Consider the following 21,609-nt stretch of genomic DNA (forward strand, 5'->3'; position numbering starts at 1 on the left):
AGAAGATGGCAAATAGCGTCCACACAAATATGGGAGCGATGGTCGCGCTTCAGAATTTGAATGCGACCTCACGCGAACTGAGTGTTACCCAAAGCCGGATCAATACCGGTTTGAAAGTTGCTAAAGCGCAGGACAATGGCGCGATCTACAACATCGCCCAGCAACAGCGCTCTGAAAATTCTGCCTATAATGCAGTAGCCGACGGTTTGAACCGCGCGAAGTCGATTGCCGACGTTGCACTCGCTGCAGGCGAGGCCCTGTCTGACATTTTCACACAGATGCGCGAAAAGGCGGTTGCGGCGTCTGATACTTCTATTAGCGCGACATCGAGAGCCGCCTACAATTCCGAATTTATCGCGCTGCGCGATCAAGTACCCTCGGTAATTGCAAACGCCGTGTTCGATGGTGCCAACATTTTAGGCGGTGGTGCAAACTTAACCTTCCTTGCAAACACCACCGGCAGCCAAACCATCACCTTGCCAACCCTCGATCTGTCGTTGGCAACCGGCGCGGGCGGTACACCTGCATCCCCCGCCGCTGACGTCTATTTGGGTGCAACATCGGACTTGAGCACAGCCGCACTGGCGGCAACCTCGCGCGATCAAGTCGTTGCGTCGCTGAACTATATCAACTCGGAATTGGCGCGCCTTGGCGCATCAGCCAAGCGCGTTGAAAACCATTCGATCTTTGTCTCCAAACTGCAAGATGCCATCACCGGCGGTATCGGCAATTTGGTCGACGCGGACCTCGCCAGCGAAAGCGCGCGCTTGCAGTCGCTGCAGGTCAAACAACAATTGGGCACCCAGGCACTGTCGATCGCCAACCAGGCACCACAGACCATCCTGTCGCTGTTCCGTAACTAAAGGGGCAAAGGTTAGACGAAAACAAATCAGGTCAAAATTTCTTAGGCCAGACGGTGATTTACGAATTATTCACCATGTTTTCGCCACAACTTCTGTAGATTAATTTGGGTCATCTCACTGCAAGGTTTGCCGAGATTGACCGGGTGATTAAAAAAGAAAGAGCGAACCATGTCAGGTAGTGTGCATACAAATATGGGAGCCATGACGGCTCTTCAAAATCTGAACAAGACCAATCGCGAAATGGATAGCATCCAAAATCGGATCAATACCGGCTTGAAAGTTGCCGTCGCGAAGGACAATGGCGCGATTTACAACATCGCCCAGCAGCAGCGGTCTGAACTTTCCGCCTATGACGCGGTTCGGAACAGCTTGAACCGCGCCAAATCCATCGCAGACGTGGCGCTCGCCGCTGGCGAGCAAATCTCCGACATCTTCTCACAAATGCGCGAAAAGGCCGTGGCAGCTTCAGATGCCTCCGCTAGTGCCACATCACGGGCAGCGTATAACGCCGAATTCATCGCCTTGCGCGACCAAGTTGCCTCAGTGATCGCCAATGCCGTGTTTGATGGTGGCAATGCCTTAGATGGCGCTGCCGCCAGCTTTACATTTCTCGCCAATTCCACCGGCAGCCTCACGGTGACTTTGCCGATTATCGACCTCCGCCTTGTAGCGGGTGCGGGCACCACCGTCGCCTCGCCTGCCGCTGACATTTATCTTGGTACTACAGACGTCCTAGATACCGCAGCCAATGCGGCGACAGTTCGCGATCGGATTGTCGCTTCTCTTGAATATGTAAACTCAGAATTGGCCCGCCTCGGCGCGTCAGCCAAACGGATCGAGAATCACGAAATCTTTGTCGGCAAACTTCAGGATAGCATCAAAGGCGGCATCGGGAACTTGGTTGATGCCGACCTTGCGGTGGAATCAGCCCGCTTGCAAGCAGCTCAGGTCAAGCAGCAATTGGGCACCCAGGCCCTGTCGATTGCAAACCAAGCGCCTCAAAGCATCTTGAGCTTGTTCCGCCAATAATTCGCTGATGTGAGCCCGGATCAAGCCGGGCGCACAAAGCTATCAAGCACTTTTTTCTCGCCAGACTTTTCAAACTGAATGGTCAGCTTTGACCCCTCGACATGGCGCACGGCACCATAGCCGAATTTATCATGGAAAATGCGCTGGCCGACGGCATAAGTCGCATCTTTAGCCCCGGTTCGCGCCAGAAGCTTGGCTTCGCCATCGATAATCGGCCCACCAAACCCTTTGGCAATACCCGGTGCCAATTTGCCCAAGGCAGCGGCGGCCTGCGCGCGTTTCCAACCCGGGCTTTCATAGCCTGTGCCAAACCCATTACCAGGTTGGGTCGAAAGCGGACCATAGGCCGCAAAGCGCTCTGCTGCACCACCCGTCCCTTGATTGAAATAGCCCGTGTCAGAAACCGCATCGACATGGCCATCGGGTAGTTCATCGACAAAGCGGCTCGGCAAGACGCTATTCCACCGCCCATAAATCTGCCGATTGGCGGCAAAGCTGATGCGCGCACTTTCTCGCGCCCGCGTTATGCCAACATAAGCGAGGCGACGCTCTTCCTCGAGCGCCTTGTCACCCTTTTCATCTAGGGCGCGCCGTGAGGGAAAAACCTCTTCTTCCCACCCGGGCAGGAAGACCAAAGGCCATTCAAGGCCCTTTGCCGCGTGCAGCGTTAGGATCTGGACGGCATCACCCTCCTCGGTGCGATCCAAGTCCATTACCAATTCAATGTGCTCTAGATAAGCTGCCAAGGTATCGAATTGCCCCATAGATCGGACCAATTCTTTCAAGTTATCGAGTTTGGAGACCGATTGTGGATTCTTGTCGGCCTTCAACATATCGGTATAGCCGCTCTCATCGAGAATGAGTTCGGCCAATTCGGTATGCGGCAATTCCAGTGCCTTTTTGCGCCAGTGTTCAAGTTGATGGATGAAACGTGTGAGGCCCGTGCGAGCTGGACCCTTCAATTCATCGCTGCCTAACAATTGGCTCGCCATGGTGAACAAGGGGACGCCGGCCAAACGCGCCGCCGTGCCTAGCCGTTGAATACTGGTATCGCCAATACCGCGCTTGGGAACATTGACGATCCGCTCAAAAGCCAAATCATCGTCAAGAGAGCGGATGAGCCGCAAATAAGCATGCGCATCGCGAATTTCGGCCCGCTCAAAGAAGCGCGGCCCACCAATGACTTTATAGGGAATCTGCAGCATCAAAAAGCGCTCTTCAAAGGCGCGCATCTGCCAAGAAGCCCTCACCAAGACCGCGCTTTCATCATAGCGCCGTCCCGTTCGCCGCCACTGTTCAATATCATCGGCGATCAGGCGTGCTTCGGCTTCCCCATCCCAAATCCCCCGTACCAGCACGCGGTCGCCTTCTGGAATATCGGTCCAGAGAGTTTTGCTAAGGCGGTTCTTATTGCTCGAGATCAGATGGCTGGCAGCGGCCAAAATATGCGGTGTTGAGCGATAATTGCGTTCTAGCCGAACAATTTTTGCACCCGGAAAATCATGTTCAAAGCGCAAGATATTGTCGACCTCTGCCCCGCGCCAGCCATAAATCGACTGATCATCATCGCCAACAACGCAGATATTCTTGCGCTTGCGTGCCAAAAGACGCAGCCAAAGATATTGGGCGACATTGGTATCCTGATACTCGTCCACCAGAATATATTTGAAGCGATCATGATAGTCCGCCAGCAAGTCAGGCTCTTTCAAAAAGAGGCTGATGGTTTCTAGCAGAAGGTCGCCGAAATCGACGCAATTCAAAACTTTAAGGCGGGATTGATAGAGGGAATAGAGCTTGGCACCCTTGCCATTTGCAAACAGGAAAGACTCATCGGCGGGTACCTTATCCGGCGTCAATGCACGGTTTTTCCAGCCATCAATCAAGCTGGCGAGAAAACGTGGCGTCCAGCGCTTCTGGTCGATGTTTTCAGCCTCAATGACCTGCTTCAGCAAACGGATTTGATCATCGGTATCTAAAACCGTGAAGCTGGGTTTGAGTCCGACCAGCTCTGCATGGCGGCGTAAAATCATCGCGCTGGTTGAATGGAATGTCCCTAGCCATCGTAAGCCTTCCGCCGCTGGCCCAATCAGAAGCTGAGTGCGGTCACGCATCTCACGCGCGGCTTTATTGGTGAAGGTGACGGACAGAATCTCCCAAGGCTTTGCACGCCCTGTCACCAGCAACTGCGCCAACCGGGAAGTCAACACTTTCGTTTTGCCGGTACCCGCCCCGGATAATACCAGAACCGGGCCGTCGAGTGCTTCAACCGCTTCGCGCTGTTGCTCATTGAGGCCCACCAACCAAGGGTGCTCTGCCCCCTCCGCTCCCGCAGGCGCACGCGCCATGGCACGCTGGGAAATCGACAAAGCCGGCTGAGAAGAAAGCGGTTCACTAGACATGAAGTTGATTCGCAAAGATAAGAACGATAAGCGAACATAGGGATTAAATGTGCGCTTGTCGCGTGGTTCGCGCAATCGCGTCTGTGTGAGCATAGAGGCCACTGTTTTGCCGCAAAATGGATTATGACAGGAATGATGATACGCAACTTACTCCTGACCAGTGCCTTGTTTTGTTCGATGGCCGCGTCACCCGCTTTGAGCCAATCGATTAGCACCATTGAATCTGCGCCTTTGCAAGAAGTAGGTCCTTGGGGCGCGGCTGCCCTACCTTCTGGACTAGAGCCTATGGAGAGCGATCTGTGGCAGGGGGCTGATCCCGGTACATTGGCTCTGGCTTTTGAACGCATCACACCTGATTTGCGCTTCCCAAGCCTCCAGCGTTTGGTCCGCCAAGCCGTGTTTTCGGGCGGCTCCGCGCCGGCCGGAGACCTAGATTTGGCTCGCGCCCGGTTTCATGCGGCCAATCGTTTGGGCCCTTCTGAGGCCGTCACGCGCCTGTTCCAAACCGTTCCAAGACTCAGCACCGATCCCGCCCTCGTCACGCTGGCGATTGATGCGGCGTTTCGGGCAGGCAAATCTGAGGAGGCGTGTGCCTGGGTTGCAACCCCTGGCCTTGAGGAAGCCAATAGCCATCTTGCTAGCCCGAACTGGTTTGAGACGAGAGCCACCTGTTACGCATTGAATGGCGAGGGACCCGCAGCGAACTTATCTGTCGACCTCGCGCGCGCGAAGGGCCAAACCGATACATGGTTGGGTCGGGCGGTTGCGGCCGTGTCTGGCCCCGTGACCAATCCACCAGCATTTCGGGCTGATAGCGGTCGTGCCTTGGCTTTGAGTATGATTGCGCAGTTGAAACCACCCCGGGCATTTGCCAATAACGGTGACCCAGCCGCCTTGTCGGCCCTGATCAATTGGCCCAACTACATGGCGCGGGGACCGGTCGACGAAGTCACACCCTTCTTGCGGCGAGCCGCGCAAACAGGGGTCGCGTCGCCCGCCCAAGAAGCGCTTTTGCGCATACCTTTGCCACCTCCGATGACGCCCACTCTTTCCCCACAAACCGAGACGCAAGATGTGCAAAGCGAGCCCGTAACGCTGCCGGCACCGCCTCCACCACCGCCTATTGCAGAAATATGGGCTCGGGCCATCAGCCAAGCCGCCACGGCACAAAGCCGGGCCTTAGAAGCACGCCTTCTCCTGCCGGATCTGAAAAATCTCCTCGCCTCGTCGCCTGATCAGATCCCACCCATGACAATGCCCATCTTGGCTGAAGCTGCACTTTGGGCCGGCGACATAAGGCTAGCCAAGGCGATTGAAATTCGCAGTCCCACGCCTATGTCGCCACGCCAGCGCCTTGTCTTGGCGATGCTTGATCCAGTTGCGGGCGATCGTCCAGTGCAACGCCATATCGAGGCGGCGACCAATCCTAGCAGCCAACGCCAAGCGATTCGAGACGCACTCATCGCCTGGTCGAGCGGCTTGCCCACGCTGGGCGGGCTATCGGCCTTAGTTCAACCGGGGCTTCCCGACGTCAAAAGCGGTCAAGCCGGCTTGCGCACGGCCCTAAGTTTAGCGGCCGAACGTAACTCAAAGGGTGAGGTTGCATTATTGGTGGGCCTTGCACTTCAAGGCCAAGAGCCCGCCAGTGCGGACGCCGAAACACTAGCCATCTCCATTCGTGCGTTGCGGCGCGTGGGCCTGTCGGCACAAGCTGTCGAACTAGCGCGCGATTATTTGCTTGCGTTGGACATGGTTGTTCCAGCGCGGCCTGCACCCACAACTGCGCCTGCCAAGCCCAGTGCCGCGCCACCACCTCCCCCGTCGGGCTTGCGGACAACTACCAATCCCCCCAGCCCGCCAAGATCGGCAGCACCTGCGGCAACTGCCGCACCGAGCGCGACAAAAGCGACCCCACGTCCGGCGCCACGCCAGGGGGCAGCGGCACCAAAGGCCCAAACTAAAGCACCACCAAAGCCCAGTTGGACCCCACCGAAGTGAACAATCTGGTCGACGCCTTTCTCGAGATGATTGGTGTGGAGCGGGGCGCGGCCCGCAATACGCTAGATGCCTATCGACGTGATTTGGCAGATTTCTCAGACTTTCTAAATGAACGGCAAGTCGACGCCATGTCTGCCACCTATGAAGATATTGAGGCCTTTGCCCAAGACTTAAGTGTCCGCGGACTTAGCAGCACGACCATCGCCCGACGCCGCGCAGCTTTGCGACAATTCTTTCAATTCGCCGTCAGCGAAGGGTGGCGGGCTGATGACCCAACACGGCGGTGGGATGGGCCCAAACGGGGTCGAAGCCTGCCCAAGACTGCTGAAGCTGCGGACATTGATGCGCTTTTGGCCGCAGCAACCACCCTAAAAGGCTGGAAAGCGGCGCGTGCAAGCTGCTTGATTGAGCTTGTTTATGGATGTGGCTTACGGGTCAGTGAATTGGTGGGCCTGCCACTGCGCGCCGTGCCGAAGCCGGACATTGCGGCCATGCGCGTGAAGGGCAAAGGCGGGAAGGAACGACTTGTTCCTTTGGGATCTTACGCCCGACGCGCTTTGGATACGTGGCTTGCCGTCCGAGCCCAAAGCCTGCCTGAGGGCAATTTGAGAGCGGAGGCTGAGAAGTTCGTGTTTCCCGCCAAGGGTAAGGCCGGCCATTTTGGACGCCGTGAATTTGCGCGCCTATTGGATGAACTGGCGATCAAAGCCGGCTTAGATCCCAAAAAGATGAGCCCACACGTGCTGCGTCATGCCTTTGCAACCCATTTGGTTGAAGGCGGCGCGGATCTACGGTCGGTTCAAGTCATGCTTGGGCATGCCGACATTTCCACCACGCAAATCTACACCCATGTGGCCGACGCGCGACTGACGGAACTGGTGACACGCAATCACCCACTCGCCAAACGCACAAAAAAGGGCCCGTGAGGGCCCTTTTTTGCAATTGCGTCAGAACAAATGCTGTTAAGCAGAGTGGCGCTTTGCAGCCCGGATCATGGCCGCTTCATCCAAGAAGGCCTGTTCGCGTTTGGCTTTGGAGGCATTCGTCCGGCTTAGACGGCGCTCTTCGAGCATTTCGAACTTCTTTTGCTCTTCAAAAGCAGCTTGCAGGTCACCCCGTAAGGCTTCCAACTGCTCTTCAACGCCCACAAGCGAGGCATCCAGATTGGCACGCTGTGCGACCAGCACTTGAGAATAAGCTACCCAATGGCCCATCATGGCAGGATCGGCTTCCGCACGCGTGCGCTCCCGCTTCTCCGCGACCAAAAGGTCGGCCTTCTTGCGCTCAATATCTTCGCGTGTGCGTTCAGCCGCACTGATCAGCATCTGGACGCTGTCGACCTTATGCTTGGCCAATTTGATAAGCGTTGAGCCGGTTTTCATTATGACTTTCCCTGCGTTACATCCCTCTTATACACGCTGTGGGTTAAGAAATCGCTCTTTCGATCTGTAGAATTTTCCCGCGGGTAGGAAAACTGCACAATAGGCTCAATGACTTATTTTAGCCCTGCGTGGTCATGATGTCTGATAGGCGCTGGAAAGTCTCCACAAAGGTCGTCCGCTCTTGCTTACCTTGGCTAAGGAACTCTTCCAAGGGTTCTGCCAAAGCGATCGCCCGGTCCGTACCTGGGTCTGCCCCGCGACGATATGCGCCGAGGCGGATCAATTCCTCCATATCCGAATAAGCGGCTAAGGCGCGCTTGGCGTCGCGCACCAAAACTTGCTCCTCTGGTGCATGACACTCCGGCATGAGACGGGAAACAGATTTGAGAATATTGAGCGCAGGAAAACGGCCACGTTCGGCAATGGCGCGTTCGAGCACCAAATGGCCATCGAGAATACCGCGGACCGCGTCGGCAACGGGCTCATCATGGTCACCGCCGTCAACAAGGACTGTGAAAAGGCCCGTAATTGATCCGGTTTGCTCTCCACCAGTCGGGGCACCCGGGCCTGCGCGCTCCAGCAGCTTCGGCAATTCGGCAAACACTGTGGGTGTATAACCCTTTGTGGTTGGTGGTTCGCCTGTTGCCAAGCCGATCTCGCGTTGGGCCATGGCAAAGCGAGTCACGCTGTCAAAAAGGCACAGGACCTGAAGCCCTTGGTCACGAAAGTGCTCGGCAACGGCCAAGGTGGTATAGGCGGCCTGGCGGCGTTTGAGGCTACTTTCATCCGATGTCGCCACAACCACGACCGAGCGGCGCAAACCTTCTGTGCCCAAGGTGTCTTCAACGAATTCCTTGACCTCTCGGCCGCGCTCACCAATGAGACCAATAACAACGACATCTGCTGCCGCACCTTTGGCCAATTGTGACATTAAAACCGATTTGCCGACACCAGAGCCCGCGAAAATGCCCATTCGCTGGCCCTGACATAGGGCGCAAAAGGCGTCGATTGCCCGAATTCCTGTTTCCATCCTCTCGCCAACGCGCACCCGCGTGTGTGCTGGCGGGGGAACACCCCTAAGCAGGCGCGGGTGGGAACCCTTGGGGACCGGTGGTCCGCCATCTACGGGATTGCCAAATGCATCAATAACCCGACCCAACCAAGATGAGGATGGCGCGATCATCGGCGACGTGCCCTCAAAGACGAGGCTCGCCCCTGCACGCAAGCCCTCAACGGTTTCAAAGGGCATCAGAAGAGCGCGGCCATCACGGTAGCCAACGATTTCGAGGCGCGCATAACCTTCAGCAGCTTCGACCAGTGCCCGTGCCCCTAAGGCCATCGCTTGCGGCGGACCGCTCGCTTCGACCATCAGACCTTTTACGGCAACAATCCGGCCTTCATAGCGCGTATGGTCTTGCCGCCCCAAGGTTTCGGCCAAATCGGCCAAGCGCACACCGCCTCCCACTCGTGAATGTCCGTTTGGACGCATCCTGCCGCCCTACTTTCTCTGCTAAAACCCGTCCCACTTAAGACGCCATGTGAAGAAATGAGTGAACATGGTTGATAAAGTCGCATTTGAAGCGCTTCGCGTTAACCTGTCGTAAAGATCAATTCGGCAAACGTAGCCCCAACATATGGAAAATGTCAGACAAGCCGCAAAAAGCGGTTAACCATCTTTAAGCAAATCAGCTTAGGCATGGGTCGTTGGTTGTTACACCGCCCATTCAGGGCATGTCGGAGGGGGCTCCATGCGGGTTCTGTTAATTGAAGACGATAGCGCGACGTCGCAGTCGATTGAGTTAATGCTGAAGTCTGAGGGCTTCAATATCTACACGACTGACCTTGGCGAAGAAGGTGTCGATCTGGGCAAGTTGTATGACTACGACATTATTTTGTTGGACTTGACCTTGCCAGACATGAACGGCTTCGACGTGTTGCGGCAGTTGCGCAATTCTCGTGTCGGCACGCCAATCCTGATCTTGTCGGGAACGAGCGACATTGACACCAAAGTTCGTGGTTTGGGCGTGGGCGCAGACGATTTCGTCGCGAAGCCTTTCCACAAGGACGAGTTAGTTGCCCGAATTAATGCCGTCGTGCGCCGCTCGAAAGGCCATTCACAGTCGATGATTCGCACCGGCGACATCGTGGTGAACCTCGATCAGAAGACGGTGGAAGTGAACAATCAACGCGTTCACTTGACCGGCAAAGAATATCAAATGCTGGAGCTGCTTTCCTTGCGCAAGGGCACCACCTTGACCAAGGAAATGTTCCTGAACCACCTCTATGGCGGGATGGACGAGCCAGAATTGAAGATTATCGACGTCTTCATTTGTAAACTACGCAAGAAATTGGCAGCTTCGGCCGACGGCCAGCACCACATTGAAACAGTTTGGGGCCGTGGTTACGTGCTTCGCGACCCAACACCAGGTGAGCAATCTGCGGCGGCCTAAGGCCACGGCAAGCTTCGCCACTGATTTATTAGAAGTTTAAAAGGCTCGCCATATGGCGGGCCTTTTTGTTGAGGTGCGATTAACCACGTGGCATAGTACTTGCAGTTAATCCATTCAGACACACAAGGTGTCATAAGATGGAACAAAGCGATGAGAACTGCGCCACATTACACCGCCGAAGCCTCGTTTCGCCCACGCCAGTTGCGGGACTATAATGAGCCTGTCGTGCGACCGGCTGTTCGCCTGCAAGTCCGCACAAGCTTTTGGCAGAGGCTTTGGAAAGCGCTAGGCCTTTAGGCCTTGCGTCGCTGCCCCCTCATGCGCCGCCGCGTTGGATAATTACAGGTCGAGGCGCAGAAATAACTTTCCCTGTTCGTCTGGCTGATCTATTTGTTATAACAAACAGATCAGCTTAGGACAAAAGCCATGACCCCACCAGCAACAGCTTTGCGCAATTATGACGCGGTTGAGCTGCGACGTTTGGATGTCGCACACCATTTACCTGCCCAAGCTGATTACGGCGAGATTCGTGATTTGGGTGGCTCGCGTATCATTACGCGCGCGGAAGACTGCACATTCTGGGATGTAGACGGAAAATCCTATCTCGATGGCATGGCCGGTCTTTGGTGCGTCGGCGTAGGCTATGGGCGCAAAGAATTGGCTGACGTTGCCTATGAGCAAATGTTGGAACTTCCCTATTATAACAGTTTCTTCAAAACCGCGACGGCACCCGCAGTACGCTTGGCTGCAAAGATTGCTGGCATTACCGGCGGCGAATTGCAGCATGTGTTCTTCAATTCTTCAGGCTCTGAAGCTGTCGACACCATGTTCCGTATGGTGCGCCATTATTGGGCGGTCCAAGGCCAGCCTTACAAAAACATCTTTATCTGCCGACGCAATGGCTATCATGGCTCGACAGTCGCGGGCGCAAGCCTTGGCGGCATGAGCGCGATGCACGCGATCGGATCTCTGCCCATTCCAGGGATTGAGCATGTGATCCAACCCTATGCCTTCAATGAAGGCTTTGGGGAAGATGAGGAAGCTTTTGCTACACGCTGTGCGCAAGAGGTTGAAGACCGAATCCTAAAAGTTGGCGCCCATAATGTTGCAGCTTTTGTGGGCGAACCCATCCAAGGCGCTGGCGGTGTCATCATTCCGCCTAAGGGCTATTGGCAAAAGATCGAGGCAATCTGCCGCAAATACAATATTCTCTTGGTTGCCGATGAAGTCATTTGTGGCTTTGGCCGCACCGGCCAGTGGTTTGGCCACACTACGTACGGCTTTACACCGGACATTATCACCACAGCCAAGCAATTGTCGTCAGGCTATGCGCCGATTTCAGCCACGATTGCGTCGCGCGCGATCGTGGAAGTGCTGCGCGAAAAGGGCGGCGACTTTGTGCATGGTTACACCTATTCGGGGCACCCGATGTGCTGTGCGGTCGCAGAGCGCAATTTGGAAATCATTGAGCGCGAAGACCTTGTCACCCGCACACGGGAAGTCACTGGGCCCTATTTGGCAAAGGCCTTGCAGCGCTTGGTAGGCCATGAATTGGTCGGGGAAGTGCGTTCGCAAGGTCTGTTGGGTGCTGTCGAAATTGTATCCGAACCCGGCACGAACCACCGCTTTGGCGGCAAAGAGGGCAAGGCAGGCCCGATGGTGCGTGACGCCTGTATCGCCAATGGCCTGATGGTTCGGGGTATTCGTGATAGCGTGGTCATGTGCCCGCCGCTGATCGTTTCGACTTCGGAAATCGACTTTATGGTCGATACAATCGAAAAATCACTCAATCAGTGCCTACCCGCCTTACGCGCGCTCTAAGGCACGATCCGGTCTGATCCAAGTGGCAGCAAAGGGCCCGTAACAGTCCTTTGCTCTTGGACATTAGCGCTCAAAGGGCTAATAGGGCTCCCTACGGAGAAAAGTCATGGGTTTAAAAGTCGCCGTCGTCGGTGCAACCGGCAATGTTGGTCGCGAATTGCTCGCTTTGCTGGCAGAACTGAAGTTTCCTGTTTCCGAAATTGCCGCGATTGCATCAAGGCGTTCTTTGGGTCGTGAAGTCTCGTTTGGCGACAAGTCTTTGAAGTGCCAAGCCCTTGATTATTTTGACTTCACTGGGTGGGACATTTGCTTGATGAGCGCCGGTGGTGCAACATCGAAAGAATGGTCGCCCAAGATCGCGGCGCAAGGCTGTTTGGTGATCGACAATTCCAGCCAATGGCGCATGGACCCCGACGTTCCGCTCGTCGTGCCAGAAGTCAATCCAGACGCGGCCATGGGCTACAAAAAGAAAATGATCATTGCCAATCCAAATTGCTCAACCGCGCAATTGGTTGTGGCCCTCAAGCCATTGCATGATTTGGCGAAAATCACCCGCGTGGTGATCGCAACCTATCAGTCGGTTTCTGGCACTGGCAAAGAAGCCATGGATGAATTGTGGACCCAGACACGCGGCATCTTTGTCAATGATCCGGTGAAGACAGAAATCTATCCCAAGCAAATTGCGTTCAACGTCATCCCGCATGGCGGCGATTTCATGGAAGACGGCTACACGACCGAAGAATTCAAATTGGTCGCTGAAACCAAAAAAATGCTGGACCCGACCATCAAGGTGACGGCGACTGTGGTGCGCGTACCCGTTTTTGTGGGCCATTCCGAGGCGGTTAATATTGAATTTGAAAACCCCATCAGCGAGGAAGCCGCCCGGGAAGCTTTGGAAGAAGCACCTGGTTTGGTGGTCATGGATCGCCGGGAAGCCGGTGGCTATATGACGCCAGTTGAAGCAGCCGGCGAATTCCCCGTCTATGTGTCGCGCATCCGTACCGACCCGACGGTTGAAAACGGTTTGGCCATGTGGGTTGTCGCCGACAATCTGCGTAAAGGTGCCGCACTCAATGCGATCCAGATTGCCCAATTGCTTGTCGAGCGTGGCGCGTTCGAGAAAAAATTGACTGTGGCGAATGCCTAGCACGACAGCCTGACAATACCCCTTTTGCTTTGTGCTTGGCGGGGTAGCGCTGGGCACGAAGGGGGAATGATGACACTGGTTGAGCGCACAAGGTTGCAACCCGCATTCTGGGCGGCACTGTCCGCCTATGTCATGTGGGGCCTATTGCCGGCCTTTCTGCACCTATTTTCCCATATCCCACCTCTGGAAGTTACGGCCCAGCGGATTGTTTGGACTTTGCCCTGCGCTCTGCTTGCCGCTCTGGTTTTTGGGGGCATGGCGTCTCTGCGCGTGACGATAAAGACCCTTGGTCTATTGGCCTTATCGGCAGCCTTAATTGGCGGCAATTGGCTGCTTTATGTCTGGGCGGTTGGCCAAGATCGGATCGTGGAATCGAGCCTTGGCTATTTCATCAATCCGCTGATCAATGTCTGTATGGGTGTAGCCTTCTTCAAAGAAAAGCTGACTAAGTGGCAGATTGGCGCTTTGGCCTTGGCACTTTTGGGCGTGCTAAACCAAACTTTTCTGGTCGGTGCTTTTCCCTATGTGGCCTTGGGCTTGGGTTTCTCATTCGCGCTATATGGCTTAGTTCGCAAGCTAGCCCCGGTTCACCCCGCAGCGGGTCTATTCTGGGAATCAGCTCTCCTCTTTCTCCCTGCCTTGGCCATCATCGCCTGGCATATTCAGGCAGGCGGCCCTGTCATGGGCGGATCACTAAGCATGACAGGCTTATTGATCTTGCTGGGCCCAGCAACAGCGATCCCGCTTATCTTGTTTGCAACTGGGGCGCGTGGTCTTAAGCTAACGACCTTGGGACTGCTGCAATATTTGGCTCCAACGCTACAATTCAGCACTGGCCTAGCTTTGGGGGAGCATTTCACCCCAGCCCATGGGATAACTTTTGCCCTGATCTGGGCTGGACTGGCGCTATATAGCGTCGCAACGTTCCAATCCAGCAGGAAGACCGCCATAGAGACGCCATAGGCCGAAAACGAAAAAAGGCCCCAGCCAGAAAGCCGGAGCCCAAAAAGTTTTTCGCATGCAGGGGACCTAAAAGAAGGTCGAAATCCTGTTAGCAAGCAATGTGCCATGAATTGTTTGGTTGCGAAAGAGGAAAAATTCGTGGTTGACAGTTAGTTGATGTCCCAAAACGCAACATGTGTTTTAAGTCTGAACAAATTTGGTCTGTTTCCAGGTGCAAGTAGCCAAGCCCTGCCTAATCCGGCGTCATTTGATCTTTGTTAGCTTTTTCTAACCATGTTTTACATGCAAACTATCTTCAATCGAGGTTAGGTTATGGCCATGCATGTAACGATCTTTGAAACCGGCCGTCCGCCTGAACCGATTCGCGGCGCTTTCCCCAGCTATCCGGCTATGCTTGAGGCCCTTTTGGCCCCACATATCCCAGCCCTCACTTGCGAGGTCGTGCAGGTTCTGGACGGGGAAGCCCTGCCCCACCCGGGCGAGGTCGAAGCCGCGTTGATCACAGGATCACCCGCGGGTGTGTATGATGATTTTGCTTGGATTGCAGAACTGAAAACGTGGATCCAGCGCGCTGGCGAACTTAAGGTCCCGCAAGTTGGCATTTGTTTTGGCCACCAGCTCATGGCGGAGGCCTTTGGTGGGCGCGCACATAAAGCTCCCCAAGGCTGGGGCCTAGGCCGTCATACCTATCACGTCGCAGCCGACGAGCCTTGGATGGGCGGAACCAGACAGCGCCTACATTTAGCAGTCAGTCACCAAGACCAAGTGCTGGAACCGCCCAAGACAGCGCGCGTCATCGCACAATCGGATTTCACGCCTTATGCGGCTTTGGTTTATGACGACGTGCCCGCTTTGTCGTTTCAAGGCCACCCGGAGTTCTGCCCGCGGTTCGCGGATGCGCTAATTCGCTCGCGGCGTGGCACGCGCTTTTCAGAGGATATGGCCGATGCTGCTTTGGCAAGCCTCAACGCGCCGCTTGATGGAGATGTGGTTGCCGCTTGGGTTGCGGGCTTCTATACTCACGCCTTGAACGAACGGCGAGCCAAACAGGATCGCGCAGCAGCTTAAAAGAGCGTCGCGGCCAAACTGGGGTCACCCATCGCCATGAAGCCGCAATTTCTACATTCTTCTTGAATTTTGCCATAGTGGAATGCTTGGCCGCTTAGGTCCAACATGGCCCCGCCTGCCGCGGTCAAAACGCCATCACCGGCTGCTGTGTCCCATTCCATGGTCGGTCCAAAGCGGGGATAAAGGTCGCCTAGACCTTCAGCGATCAAGCAGAATTTCAAGGAAGAACCCCGGCGCACAAGTTCCCTGACGTGGACTTTTTCCAAAAAGGCCTCTGTCGCCGGGTCTTGATGCGAGCGTGAGGCTAAAACGGAGAGGCTCTTTTCAGCCTCACGTGTTTTGATTGGGTGCCAAGAGCCGTGAGGATCGAGGCGCCACGCACCGCGAGAAGCCATCCGACAATCTCCAACCCAAGAGACGCCAGTTTCCGGCATATGAACCACCGCCACGGCCGGCCTGCGACCAGTCAAAAGAGCGATATTGACGGTGTAATCAGGGTCGCCTGATACAAACTCCCGCGTCCCGTCGAGGGGATCAATCAGCAGAAAATCCCCGTCTGGATTGGCGAGAACTTTAGGACCGTCCTCCCCTTCTTCGCTAATCACCGGGACATGCGGTAAAAGCTCTGTCAAACCTTCAAGAATGAGGGCGTTAGAGGCCAAATCGGCGGCAGTAACTGGCGAACCATCCGACTTTGCGTGTGATTGGATGCCTGTGTGCTTGACCGTCAATATCGCCCCACCTGCGCGTCGCGCCAAGGCCTCAAGCGCAACAACAAGCGAATCTGGAACCCTAAAGGTTACGGTGTCAGGCTGGTTCATATCAATCACGCAAGAAGGCGGCAAACTGGTGAGGCGGATGTCATGACAGGATTTTGAGGCGATGAATATAGGGCTTAATCGAGGCTCGACACGAAGGTTGCGACGCGGTTGATCAATGCCGCTGCCTCGTCGGAGCTATAAGGCGTAGCCGGGCTATGCCCCCAAACTGGTCCGGGCCAAGCTGGATCACCCACATGCCGACCGACAATATGGATATGAAGCTGGCGTACCATATTGCCCAGAGCGCCAATATTGACCTTATCAACTCCCGGCAGGCCGCCGACCAAACTGCCGAGTGCTAGGACTTCTTTCCAAGCTTGCTGCCCATCTTCTGGCCGCAAATCAAACAATTCCACAGCGTCAGCGACACGTGGCACCAGCACGAGCCACCGATAGCGCGAGTCATTCATCAGCCGCACGTCGCACAGGCGAGATTGCGCCACAAAAAGCGTATCGGCTTCTAGTCTCGGGTCGAGTGCAAACGCCATTTAGCTGACAAAACTCGAGCGAAGCGGGATCGCAGCCCAATAGTCAAACTCCAGGATCGCGTCAGGGCTTTCAGGGCCTTGGAAGTCATAGGCCGAGACATTTTTTGTCGCGATTAAGCGCAGACGCAGGGCGCCATGGCCATTGCTTAACAGCGCTTTGTCGAGAACCTCGCTCCACGCATAAATCGTATCGCCGGCGAATAACGGATTGATGTGCCGCCCGGCATTGATCGCTAGAATTTCAGCTGCATTGGCCAGTCCATTAAATGCCAAGGCCCGCGCGATTGAGATCACAACACCGCCATAAATCAAACGCTTACCTTGCTTGGATTGGGCTTGGGCGACAGAGTCAAAATGCACTTTTGCCGTGTTTTGATACAGGCGCGTCGCAATTTGATGTTCAGCCTCTTCGACCGTCATCCCATCCACATGGTCGATGCATTCCCCGATCTGATAATCTTCAAATGCATAAGGCGAGCCCGCCAATTCAGAATCATAAGTCCCAGACCATGCCGGTACGGGAGCGGGTAAGTCCTGGGGTGCGACGAAGGCGGGCAAGTGCGGGATAACCGGCGTTGGCGCTGGCGCGCTAGGGTCGCCCTTATGGACCATCACCCAACGAACATAACTCAGGATGGCTTCGCCTTGCTGATTGAAGCCAGTCGTCCGCACGTAAACAACGCCGGTCTTCCCATTGGAATTTTCTTTAACGCCGATCACTTCGGAAACAGCCGACAACGTGTCACCCGGGAACACTGGACCGAGGAAACGACCATCGGCATAGCCCAAATTCGCAACCGCATTTAGGCTAATGTCCGGAACTGTTTTGCCAAACACCGTATGAAACACCAATAAAGGGTCTATGGGTGCGGCATCTAAGTCACCATCCCGCGCAAAGGCATCTGAGCTATAGAGCGCATAGCGCGATCCTGTTAGCGCGGTATAAAGCGCGACATCGCCCTCTGTGACAGTCTTTGGGGTCGCGTGCCGCAAAACCATGCCGACATGGAAATCTTCAAAAAATAGTCCCGGATTTGATTTGGTCATCAAGCAGCCTTTCTGCGTTTTGGTTAGCGAGCCAAAGGCCTGCCTGCAAGGCTTTGAAGCGCTTGGGGCTGGCGACCGAAGGTCACAAGTCTGACATTGAATCAGGTCCCTTCTTTCTGGACGAGTTTAGGTCGCTCGACATGCGTCACCTCCTTAGGACGGCCGAAACTGGCTGAAGAGGGATTTATCGGGATCATGCATGTCGCGGGACATAGCGCTTAGGCCCAAAAAGGCCTATATCTTGGGCTCTAGGGATCCGTTTTGGGGGTAATGATTTGAGCTCAGGATTATTGGCGCTGTTGGACGATGTCACAGCGATCGCGAAAATTGCGGCTGCAAGCTTGGATGATGCAGCGGCTCAAGCGGCAAAAGCTGGCAGCAAGGCCGCGGGAAAAGCTGCTGGCATTGTGATCGACGATGCGGCTGTTACGCCGCGCTATGTCGTTGGCTTTGCCTCGGAACGCGAACTCCCCATCATTGGCAAGATTGCTTGGGGCTCGCTGAAAAACAAGATCATCATCTTGCTGCCAGGTGCCTTATTCCTGAGCTTTTTTGCCCCTTGGATTATCACACCGCTTTTGATGTTGGGCGGAGCCTATCTGTGCATGGAAGGCTATGAGAAGGTCATGGACCTAGTCCGCCCCCATGACCACCACGGCGAGGATGACGTCACCGATGATGGTGACAAGACCTCTCTTGAGCTTGAGAATGAGAAAGTGGCCAGTGCAATCAGGACCGATTTCATTCTATCCGCAGAAATCATGGCCATTACCTTATCTACCGTCGCAACCGCGCCTCTATGGCTGCAAGGTGGTGTTTTGGCTGTTGTCGGCATCGGCATGACGGTCTTGGTTTATGGAGCCGTTGCTTTGATTGTGAAGGCGGACGACGCAGGTGCGGCTATGGCGCGCTCTGCCAATGGCGCGATTGCGGCCTTTGGGCGCGGCCTCGTTTTAGGCATGCCCGTGTTTTTGAAGGTCCTCAGTTACATTGGCATGGTTGCCATGTTGTGGGTTGGCGGCGGCATTATGGTGCATGGCCTCTATGAGCTTGGCTACCCCACACCCGAGAAGGTGATCCATGGGTTCGCGACGTCGGTGGCAGCAAGTGTCCCCGCGCTTTCAGGTTTTGTGACCTGGCTCGTGAGCGCTGCGATTGCTGCAGTAATTGGTCTGGTTATAGGAGCGATTGTTGAACCTATCGCGCACAAGGCCTTGGTCCCCGCCTTTAGCCGCGTGAAGGGCTTATTCGGCCAAAAGGCTTGAGGTTAAGGACTTAGAGCTGCTTGACCTAGATGCTTGGATGGTTCATTTGTTATAACAAATGACAGCCGTGCATTCTCCTTCGCGTCATGTTTGCTCTGCAGCCAGCGCGCCCACCACGTGGTATCACGCATCAGCGAAGCGTCCCTTTGCCCGCACCATACCCCTTGTTGGGGAAGTGTGGGCAGATGTCGTTGTCGTTGGAGCAGGCTTTACCGGCATGTCAGCAGCGCTTGATCTGGCCAAAGCTGGACTAAAGGTTGTTGTTCTAGAAGCCAACGAAGTGGGTGCGGGTGCTTCGGGCCGAAATGGTGGCCTTACCTGTTCTGGCTGGCGGCATGACCAGAAATGGCTTGAAGCACGCATGGGCCGCGAGGATGCCCGTAAGCTATGGTTGCTCGCCGAAGAAGCCAAAGCGGACCTTTTGGCACGTATGCGGGACTTGCAAATTGAGGCCGATTGGGCCCCGGGGCAAATCTTTGCCGCGCACACCCCGGGCCTGATGCGAGCCTTGGATGAAGACGCGGAATTTATGGCGCGCGAGTATGGCTATGAACGGCCCCATCGGCTGGATCGTGAGCACGTTGAGGAGGCGCTTGGAACCTCCGCTTATCATGGCGGCTGGCGCGACCCATCGGCTGGGCACGTGCACCCACTCAAGTTACTCTATGGGCTGACGCAAGCGGCCCTCGTCGCTAAAGCGGATCTGCATGAGAACAGCCGCGTCCTTGAAATTGGCGTCAACGGCGGCAAGCGCTTTGCCAGAACCGCAAATGGTCGGGTCGTGGCGGAGCATATCCTCTTGTGCGGCGATGGCTATTTAGACGGCATCGAACCTGATGTCGAAGCGCGCGTTCTGCCAATCGGCAGCTTTGTCGTCGCAACCGAGCCCTTACCGATCACGAGCCCAATTTTGCCGCACCATGATTCGGCGATGGATACGCGCTTTGTCGTCAATTATTGGCGCAAGACAGCCGATCATCGCTTGATATTTGGGGGGGGCGAAAAATACACGCCTAGCTGGCCGAAAGACGTTGAAAGCTTCGTGCGGCGCAATCTGGTTAAAATCTATCCCGACCTCAGCGCTATTCAGGTTACCCATGCTTGGGGTGGAGCACTCGGCATCACCCCAACCCGATTGCCTTTTTTGCGTCAAATCAGGCCCGGCATTCTGTCTGCGTCTGGATACTCGGGTCAAGGCGTTGTTTTAGCACCTTATTTTGGGCGCATCCTTGCGGCATGTGTTTTGGGTCAACAGCGTGACTATGACGTGCTCGACCGTATGCCCGTACCCCATTTCCCAGGTGGCCGGGCGCTCCGCTGGCCGCTTTTGACCGCAGCCATGTCTTGGTATGCGCTGCGAGATAAATTACCGTGATGCGAAGCCACGGCTGAGGAGGCCAAAACGTGAAGCTGTCTAATCCACGCCTACTCCGTACCCAATGTCTCATTGATGGCCACTGGATCGGCGACGGCGATGAAGAAATTTTCAACCCCGCAACCGGGGCTGTTTTGGGTAAAGTGCCCAGACTGGGTCACGACGCTGCGGAAAAAGCTGTTGCCGCGGCCCATGCCGCCCTACCTGCTTGGCGCAGCCAAACCGCAAAGGAAAGAAGCGCCATTCTGCGCCAGTGGTTTGACCTGATCATGGCCAACCTAGAAGATTTGGCGCAGATCTTGACGGCAGAACAAGGCAAGCCACTATCCGAAGCCCGCGGCGAAATCGCTTACGCCGCGTCTTTCATTGAGTTTTTTGCTGAAGAGGCCAAGCGCATCCGCGGAGAGACGCTTCCGTCACCAAAAGCCGATGGCCGCATCATGGTCTTACGCCAGCCCTTGGGAGTCGTGGCAGCCATCACGCCTTGGAATTTCCCGGCGGCCATGATTGCACGCAAAGTAGGTCCCGCGCTGGCGGTAGGCTGCACCATGGTTCTAAAGCCCGCCCCAGAAACCCCGCTCACCGCACTCGCCCTCGCGGATTTGGCTTGTGAGGCGGGCGTGCCAGCGGGTGTATTGAACGTTGTGACGGGCGATGCCGTCGCCATCGGTCAAGCGTGGTGCGCGAGCGAGATCGTACGGGGGCTGTCGTTTACAGGCTCAACCCCAATTGGCAAACTTTTGATGCGCCAATGCGCTGATACGGTCAAAAAACTGGGACTTGAACTTGGCGGAAATGCACCCTTCATCGTCTTTGATGATGCAGATATTGATACGGCCGTAGACGGGGCCATGGCGTCTAAGTTCCGTAACATGGGCCAAACCTGCGTATGTGCGAATCGGATTTATGTCCAAGAAAACATCCATGATGCCTTCGTTGCCAAACTGACGGCCAAAGTCGCCGCCATGAAAGTGGGACCAGGGACCGAGGAAGGCGTCACACAGGGCCCGCTAATCAACCAGGCAGCTCTCGCCAAAGTTCAAAGCCATGTCGCCGATGCCTTAGCCCAAGGTGCCAGCCTTCAAACTGGCGGCAAAGTCAGCTCGCTAGGGGGCACGTTCTTTGAACCCACCGTGATCACGGGGGTGACCAGTTCAATGAAGTTTGCACAGGAAGAAACCTTTGGTCCGGTCGCACCGATTTTTCGCTTCAAGACCGAGGCAGAAGTAATTGCTGCCGCCAATGATACGCCATTTGGTCTTCAATCCTATTTTTATACGAAGGATTTGGCCCGCGCGTTCCGGGTTGCCGAAGCGCTTGAAACGGGGATTGTGGGCGTGAATTCGGGGCTAACCTCGTCTGAAGGCGTACCGTTTGGCGGCATCAAACAAAGCGGCCTAGGCCGCGAAGGATCGCACCACGGTGTCGAAGAATATTTGGAGCTCAAATACGTCTATCTCGGCGGAATCTCCTAAGCCGAAACTGTGCATAAG

Annotated in this window: 19 protein-coding genes; 13 read left to right on the forward strand and 6 right to left on the reverse strand. The window is 55.5% G+C overall.

Annotated features, from left to right (window positions below; all coding sequences use genetic code 11):
- The first annotated feature begins 5 nt into the window (after positions 1 to 5).
- The gene (locus B7364_RS17265) at positions 6 to 863 is read left to right on the forward strand and encodes a flagellin N-terminal helical domain-containing protein (protein WP_085341287.1); all 858 of its coding nucleotides are present in this window, start codon (positions 6 to 8) and stop codon (positions 861 to 863) included.
- Between the two features lie 168 nt (positions 864 to 1,031).
- Positions 1,032 to 1,892 carry a flagellin N-terminal helical domain-containing protein gene (locus B7364_RS17270; RefSeq protein WP_085341288.1) on the forward strand — a complete coding sequence of 287 codons (861 nt, stop codon included), beginning with the start codon at positions 1,032 to 1,034 and terminating at the stop codon, positions 1,890 to 1,892.
- 20 nt (positions 1,893 to 1,912) lie between these two features.
- Here the strand turns inward: B7364_RS17270 and B7364_RS17275 are convergent, their stop codons facing one another.
- Positions 1,913 to 4,291 (reverse strand): ATP-dependent helicase, encoded by a 2,379-nt coding sequence (locus tag B7364_RS17275; RefSeq protein ID WP_085341373.1) that lies wholly within the window; start codon positions 4,289 to 4,291, stop codon positions 1,913 to 1,915.
- A 132-nt stretch (positions 4,292 to 4,423) separates the two neighbouring features.
- Here B7364_RS17275 and B7364_RS17280 point away from each other — a divergent pair, with 132 nt between their 5' ends.
- On the forward strand, positions 4,424 to 6,289 hold the full coding sequence (locus B7364_RS17280) for a hypothetical protein (protein ID WP_085341289.1): 1,866 nt from the start codon (positions 4,424 to 4,426) through the stop codon (positions 6,287 to 6,289).
- Positions 6,286 to 7,215: a site-specific tyrosine recombinase XerD gene (locus B7364_RS17285; RefSeq protein WP_106407679.1), complete on the forward strand. Its 930-nt coding sequence runs from the start codon at positions 6,286 to 6,288 to the stop codon at positions 7,213 to 7,215. Before B7364_RS17280 ends, B7364_RS17285 begins: the two co-directional genes overlap by 4 nt.
- Before the next feature lie 36 nt (positions 7,216 to 7,251).
- On the opposite strand, the gene B7364_RS17290 is transcribed toward B7364_RS17285, so the two are convergent.
- Together B7364_RS17290 and fliI are read right to left on the reverse strand one after the other, a co-directional pair.
- Positions 7,252 to 7,671 (reverse strand): flagellar FliJ family protein, encoded by a 420-nt coding sequence (locus tag B7364_RS17290; protein WP_085341290.1) that lies wholly within the window; start codon positions 7,669 to 7,671, stop codon positions 7,252 to 7,254.
- Positions 7,672 to 7,789: 118 nt separating this feature from the next.
- Positions 7,790 to 9,118, reverse strand: a complete 1,329-nt coding sequence (gene fliI / locus B7364_RS17295; RefSeq protein WP_408606360.1) for a flagellar protein export ATPase FliI — start codon at positions 9,116 to 9,118, stop codon at positions 7,790 to 7,792.
- 301 nt (positions 9,119 to 9,419) lie between these two features.
- Between fliI and ctrA the strand changes: the two genes are divergently transcribed.
- From ctrA to B7364_RS17320, 6 genes are all read left to right on the forward strand, one after another.
- The gene (ctrA, locus tag B7364_RS17300) at positions 9,420 to 10,121 is read left to right on the forward strand and encodes a response regulator transcription factor CtrA (protein WP_085341292.1); all 702 of its coding nucleotides are present in this window, start codon (positions 9,420 to 9,422) and stop codon (positions 10,119 to 10,121) included.
- 150 nt (positions 10,122 to 10,271) lie between these two features.
- Positions 10,272 to 10,418, forward strand: coding sequence for a hypothetical protein (locus tag B7364_RS17950; RefSeq protein ID WP_157893783.1), 147 nt, complete (start codon positions 10,272 to 10,274; stop codon positions 10,416 to 10,418).
- 129 nt (positions 10,419 to 10,547) lie between these two features.
- Complete coding sequence (locus B7364_RS17305; protein ID WP_085341293.1) at positions 10,548 to 11,942, forward strand: aminotransferase; 1,395 nt, start codon at positions 10,548 to 10,550, stop codon at positions 11,940 to 11,942.
- Positions 11,943 to 12,048: 106 nt separating this feature from the next.
- Positions 12,049 to 13,089: an aspartate-semialdehyde dehydrogenase gene (locus B7364_RS17310; protein WP_085341294.1), complete on the forward strand. Its 1,041-nt coding sequence runs from the start codon at positions 12,049 to 12,051 to the stop codon at positions 13,087 to 13,089.
- Positions 13,090 to 13,155: 66 nt separating this feature from the next.
- Positions 13,156 to 14,052 carry an EamA family transporter RarD gene (rarD, locus tag B7364_RS17315; RefSeq protein WP_085341295.1) on the forward strand — a complete coding sequence of 299 codons (897 nt, stop codon included), beginning with the start codon at positions 13,156 to 13,158 and terminating at the stop codon, positions 14,050 to 14,052.
- 318 nt (positions 14,053 to 14,370) lie between these two features.
- Entirely contained in the window at positions 14,371 to 15,120 is a 750-nt protein-coding gene (locus B7364_RS17320) for a type 1 glutamine amidotransferase (RefSeq protein ID WP_085341375.1), read from the forward strand.
- Here B7364_RS17320 and cysQ read toward each other — a convergent pair.
- The 3 genes from cysQ to B7364_RS17335 all read right to left on the reverse strand — a co-directional run bounded on the left by cysQ (position 15,117) and on the right by B7364_RS17335 (position 17,476).
- Positions 15,117 to 15,941 carry a 3'(2'),5'-bisphosphate nucleotidase CysQ gene (gene cysQ, locus B7364_RS17325; protein ID WP_085341296.1) on the reverse strand — a complete coding sequence of 275 codons (825 nt, stop codon included), beginning with the start codon at positions 15,939 to 15,941 and terminating at the stop codon, positions 15,117 to 15,119. The genes B7364_RS17320 and cysQ overlap by 4 nt on opposite strands.
- Before the next feature lie 74 nt (positions 15,942 to 16,015).
- Positions 16,016 to 16,429 (reverse strand): HIT domain-containing protein, encoded by a 414-nt coding sequence (locus B7364_RS17330; RefSeq protein ID WP_085341297.1) that lies wholly within the window; start codon positions 16,427 to 16,429, stop codon positions 16,016 to 16,018.
- Positions 16,430 to 17,476 (reverse strand): MaoC family dehydratase, encoded by a 1,047-nt coding sequence (locus B7364_RS17335; protein WP_085341298.1) that lies wholly within the window; start codon positions 17,474 to 17,476, stop codon positions 16,430 to 16,432.
- A 275-nt stretch (positions 17,477 to 17,751) separates the two neighbouring features.
- Between B7364_RS17335 and B7364_RS17340 the strand changes: the two genes are divergently transcribed.
- From B7364_RS17340 to B7364_RS17350, 3 genes are all read left to right on the forward strand, one after another.
- Positions 17,752 to 18,741, forward strand: a complete 990-nt coding sequence (locus tag B7364_RS17340; RefSeq protein WP_085341299.1) for a DUF808 domain-containing protein — start codon at positions 17,752 to 17,754, stop codon at positions 18,739 to 18,741.
- A gap of 67 nt (positions 18,742 to 18,808) precedes the next feature.
- The gene (locus B7364_RS17345) at positions 18,809 to 20,116 is read left to right on the forward strand and encodes an NAD(P)/FAD-dependent oxidoreductase (RefSeq protein ID WP_198534309.1); all 1,308 of its coding nucleotides are present in this window, start codon (positions 18,809 to 18,811) and stop codon (positions 20,114 to 20,116) included.
- A 35-nt stretch (positions 20,117 to 20,151) separates the two neighbouring features.
- On the forward strand, positions 20,152 to 21,591 hold the full coding sequence (locus B7364_RS17350) for an NAD-dependent succinate-semialdehyde dehydrogenase (RefSeq protein WP_198534322.1): 1,440 nt from the start codon (positions 20,152 to 20,154) through the stop codon (positions 21,589 to 21,591).
- Positions 21,592 to 21,609: the final 18 nt, after the last annotated feature.

Source organism: Aquidulcibacter paucihalophilus, assembly GCF_002105465.1.
Taxonomy (GTDB): Bacteria; Pseudomonadota; Alphaproteobacteria; order Caulobacterales; family Aquidulcibacteraceae; genus Aquidulcibacter; species Aquidulcibacter paucihalophilus.

Coding starts and splice junctions, on each gene's coding strand:
- B7364_RS17265 (WP_085341287.1), top strand. CDS start 6: ATGGCAAATAGCGTCCACACAAATATGGGAGCGATGGTCGCGCTTCAG.
- B7364_RS17270 (WP_085341288.1), top strand. CDS start 1,032: ATGTCAGGTAGTGTGCATACAAATATGGGAGCCATGACGGCTCTTCAA.
- B7364_RS17275 (WP_085341373.1), bottom strand. CDS start 4,291: ATGTCTAGTGAACCGCTTTCTTCTCAGCCGGCTTTGTCGATTTCCCAG.
- B7364_RS17280 (WP_085341289.1), top strand. CDS start 4,424: ATGATGATACGCAACTTACTCCTGACCAGTGCCTTGTTTTGTTCGATG.
- B7364_RS17290 (WP_085341290.1), bottom strand. CDS start 7,671: ATGAAAACCGGCTCAACGCTTATCAAATTGGCCAAGCATAAGGTCGAC.
- ctrA (WP_085341292.1), top strand. CDS start 9,420: ATGCGGGTTCTGTTAATTGAAGACGATAGCGCGACGTCGCAGTCGATT.
- B7364_RS17950 (WP_157893783.1), top strand. CDS start 10,272: ATGAGAACTGCGCCACATTACACCGCCGAAGCCTCGTTTCGCCCACGC.
- B7364_RS17305 (WP_085341293.1), top strand. CDS start 10,548: ATGACCCCACCAGCAACAGCTTTGCGCAATTATGACGCGGTTGAGCTG.
- B7364_RS17310 (WP_085341294.1), top strand. CDS start 12,049: ATGGGTTTAAAAGTCGCCGTCGTCGGTGCAACCGGCAATGTTGGTCGC.
- rarD (WP_085341295.1), top strand. CDS start 13,156: ATGATGACACTGGTTGAGCGCACAAGGTTGCAACCCGCATTCTGGGCG.
- B7364_RS17320 (WP_085341375.1), top strand. CDS start 14,371: ATGCATGTAACGATCTTTGAAACCGGCCGTCCGCCTGAACCGATTCGC.
- cysQ (WP_085341296.1), bottom strand. CDS start 15,941: ATGAACCAGCCTGACACCGTAACCTTTAGGGTTCCAGATTCGCTTGTT.
- B7364_RS17330 (WP_085341297.1), bottom strand. CDS start 16,429: ATGGCGTTTGCACTCGACCCGAGACTAGAAGCCGATACGCTTTTTGTG.
- B7364_RS17335 (WP_085341298.1), bottom strand. CDS start 17,476: ATGACCAAATCAAATCCGGGACTATTTTTTGAAGATTTCCATGTCGGC.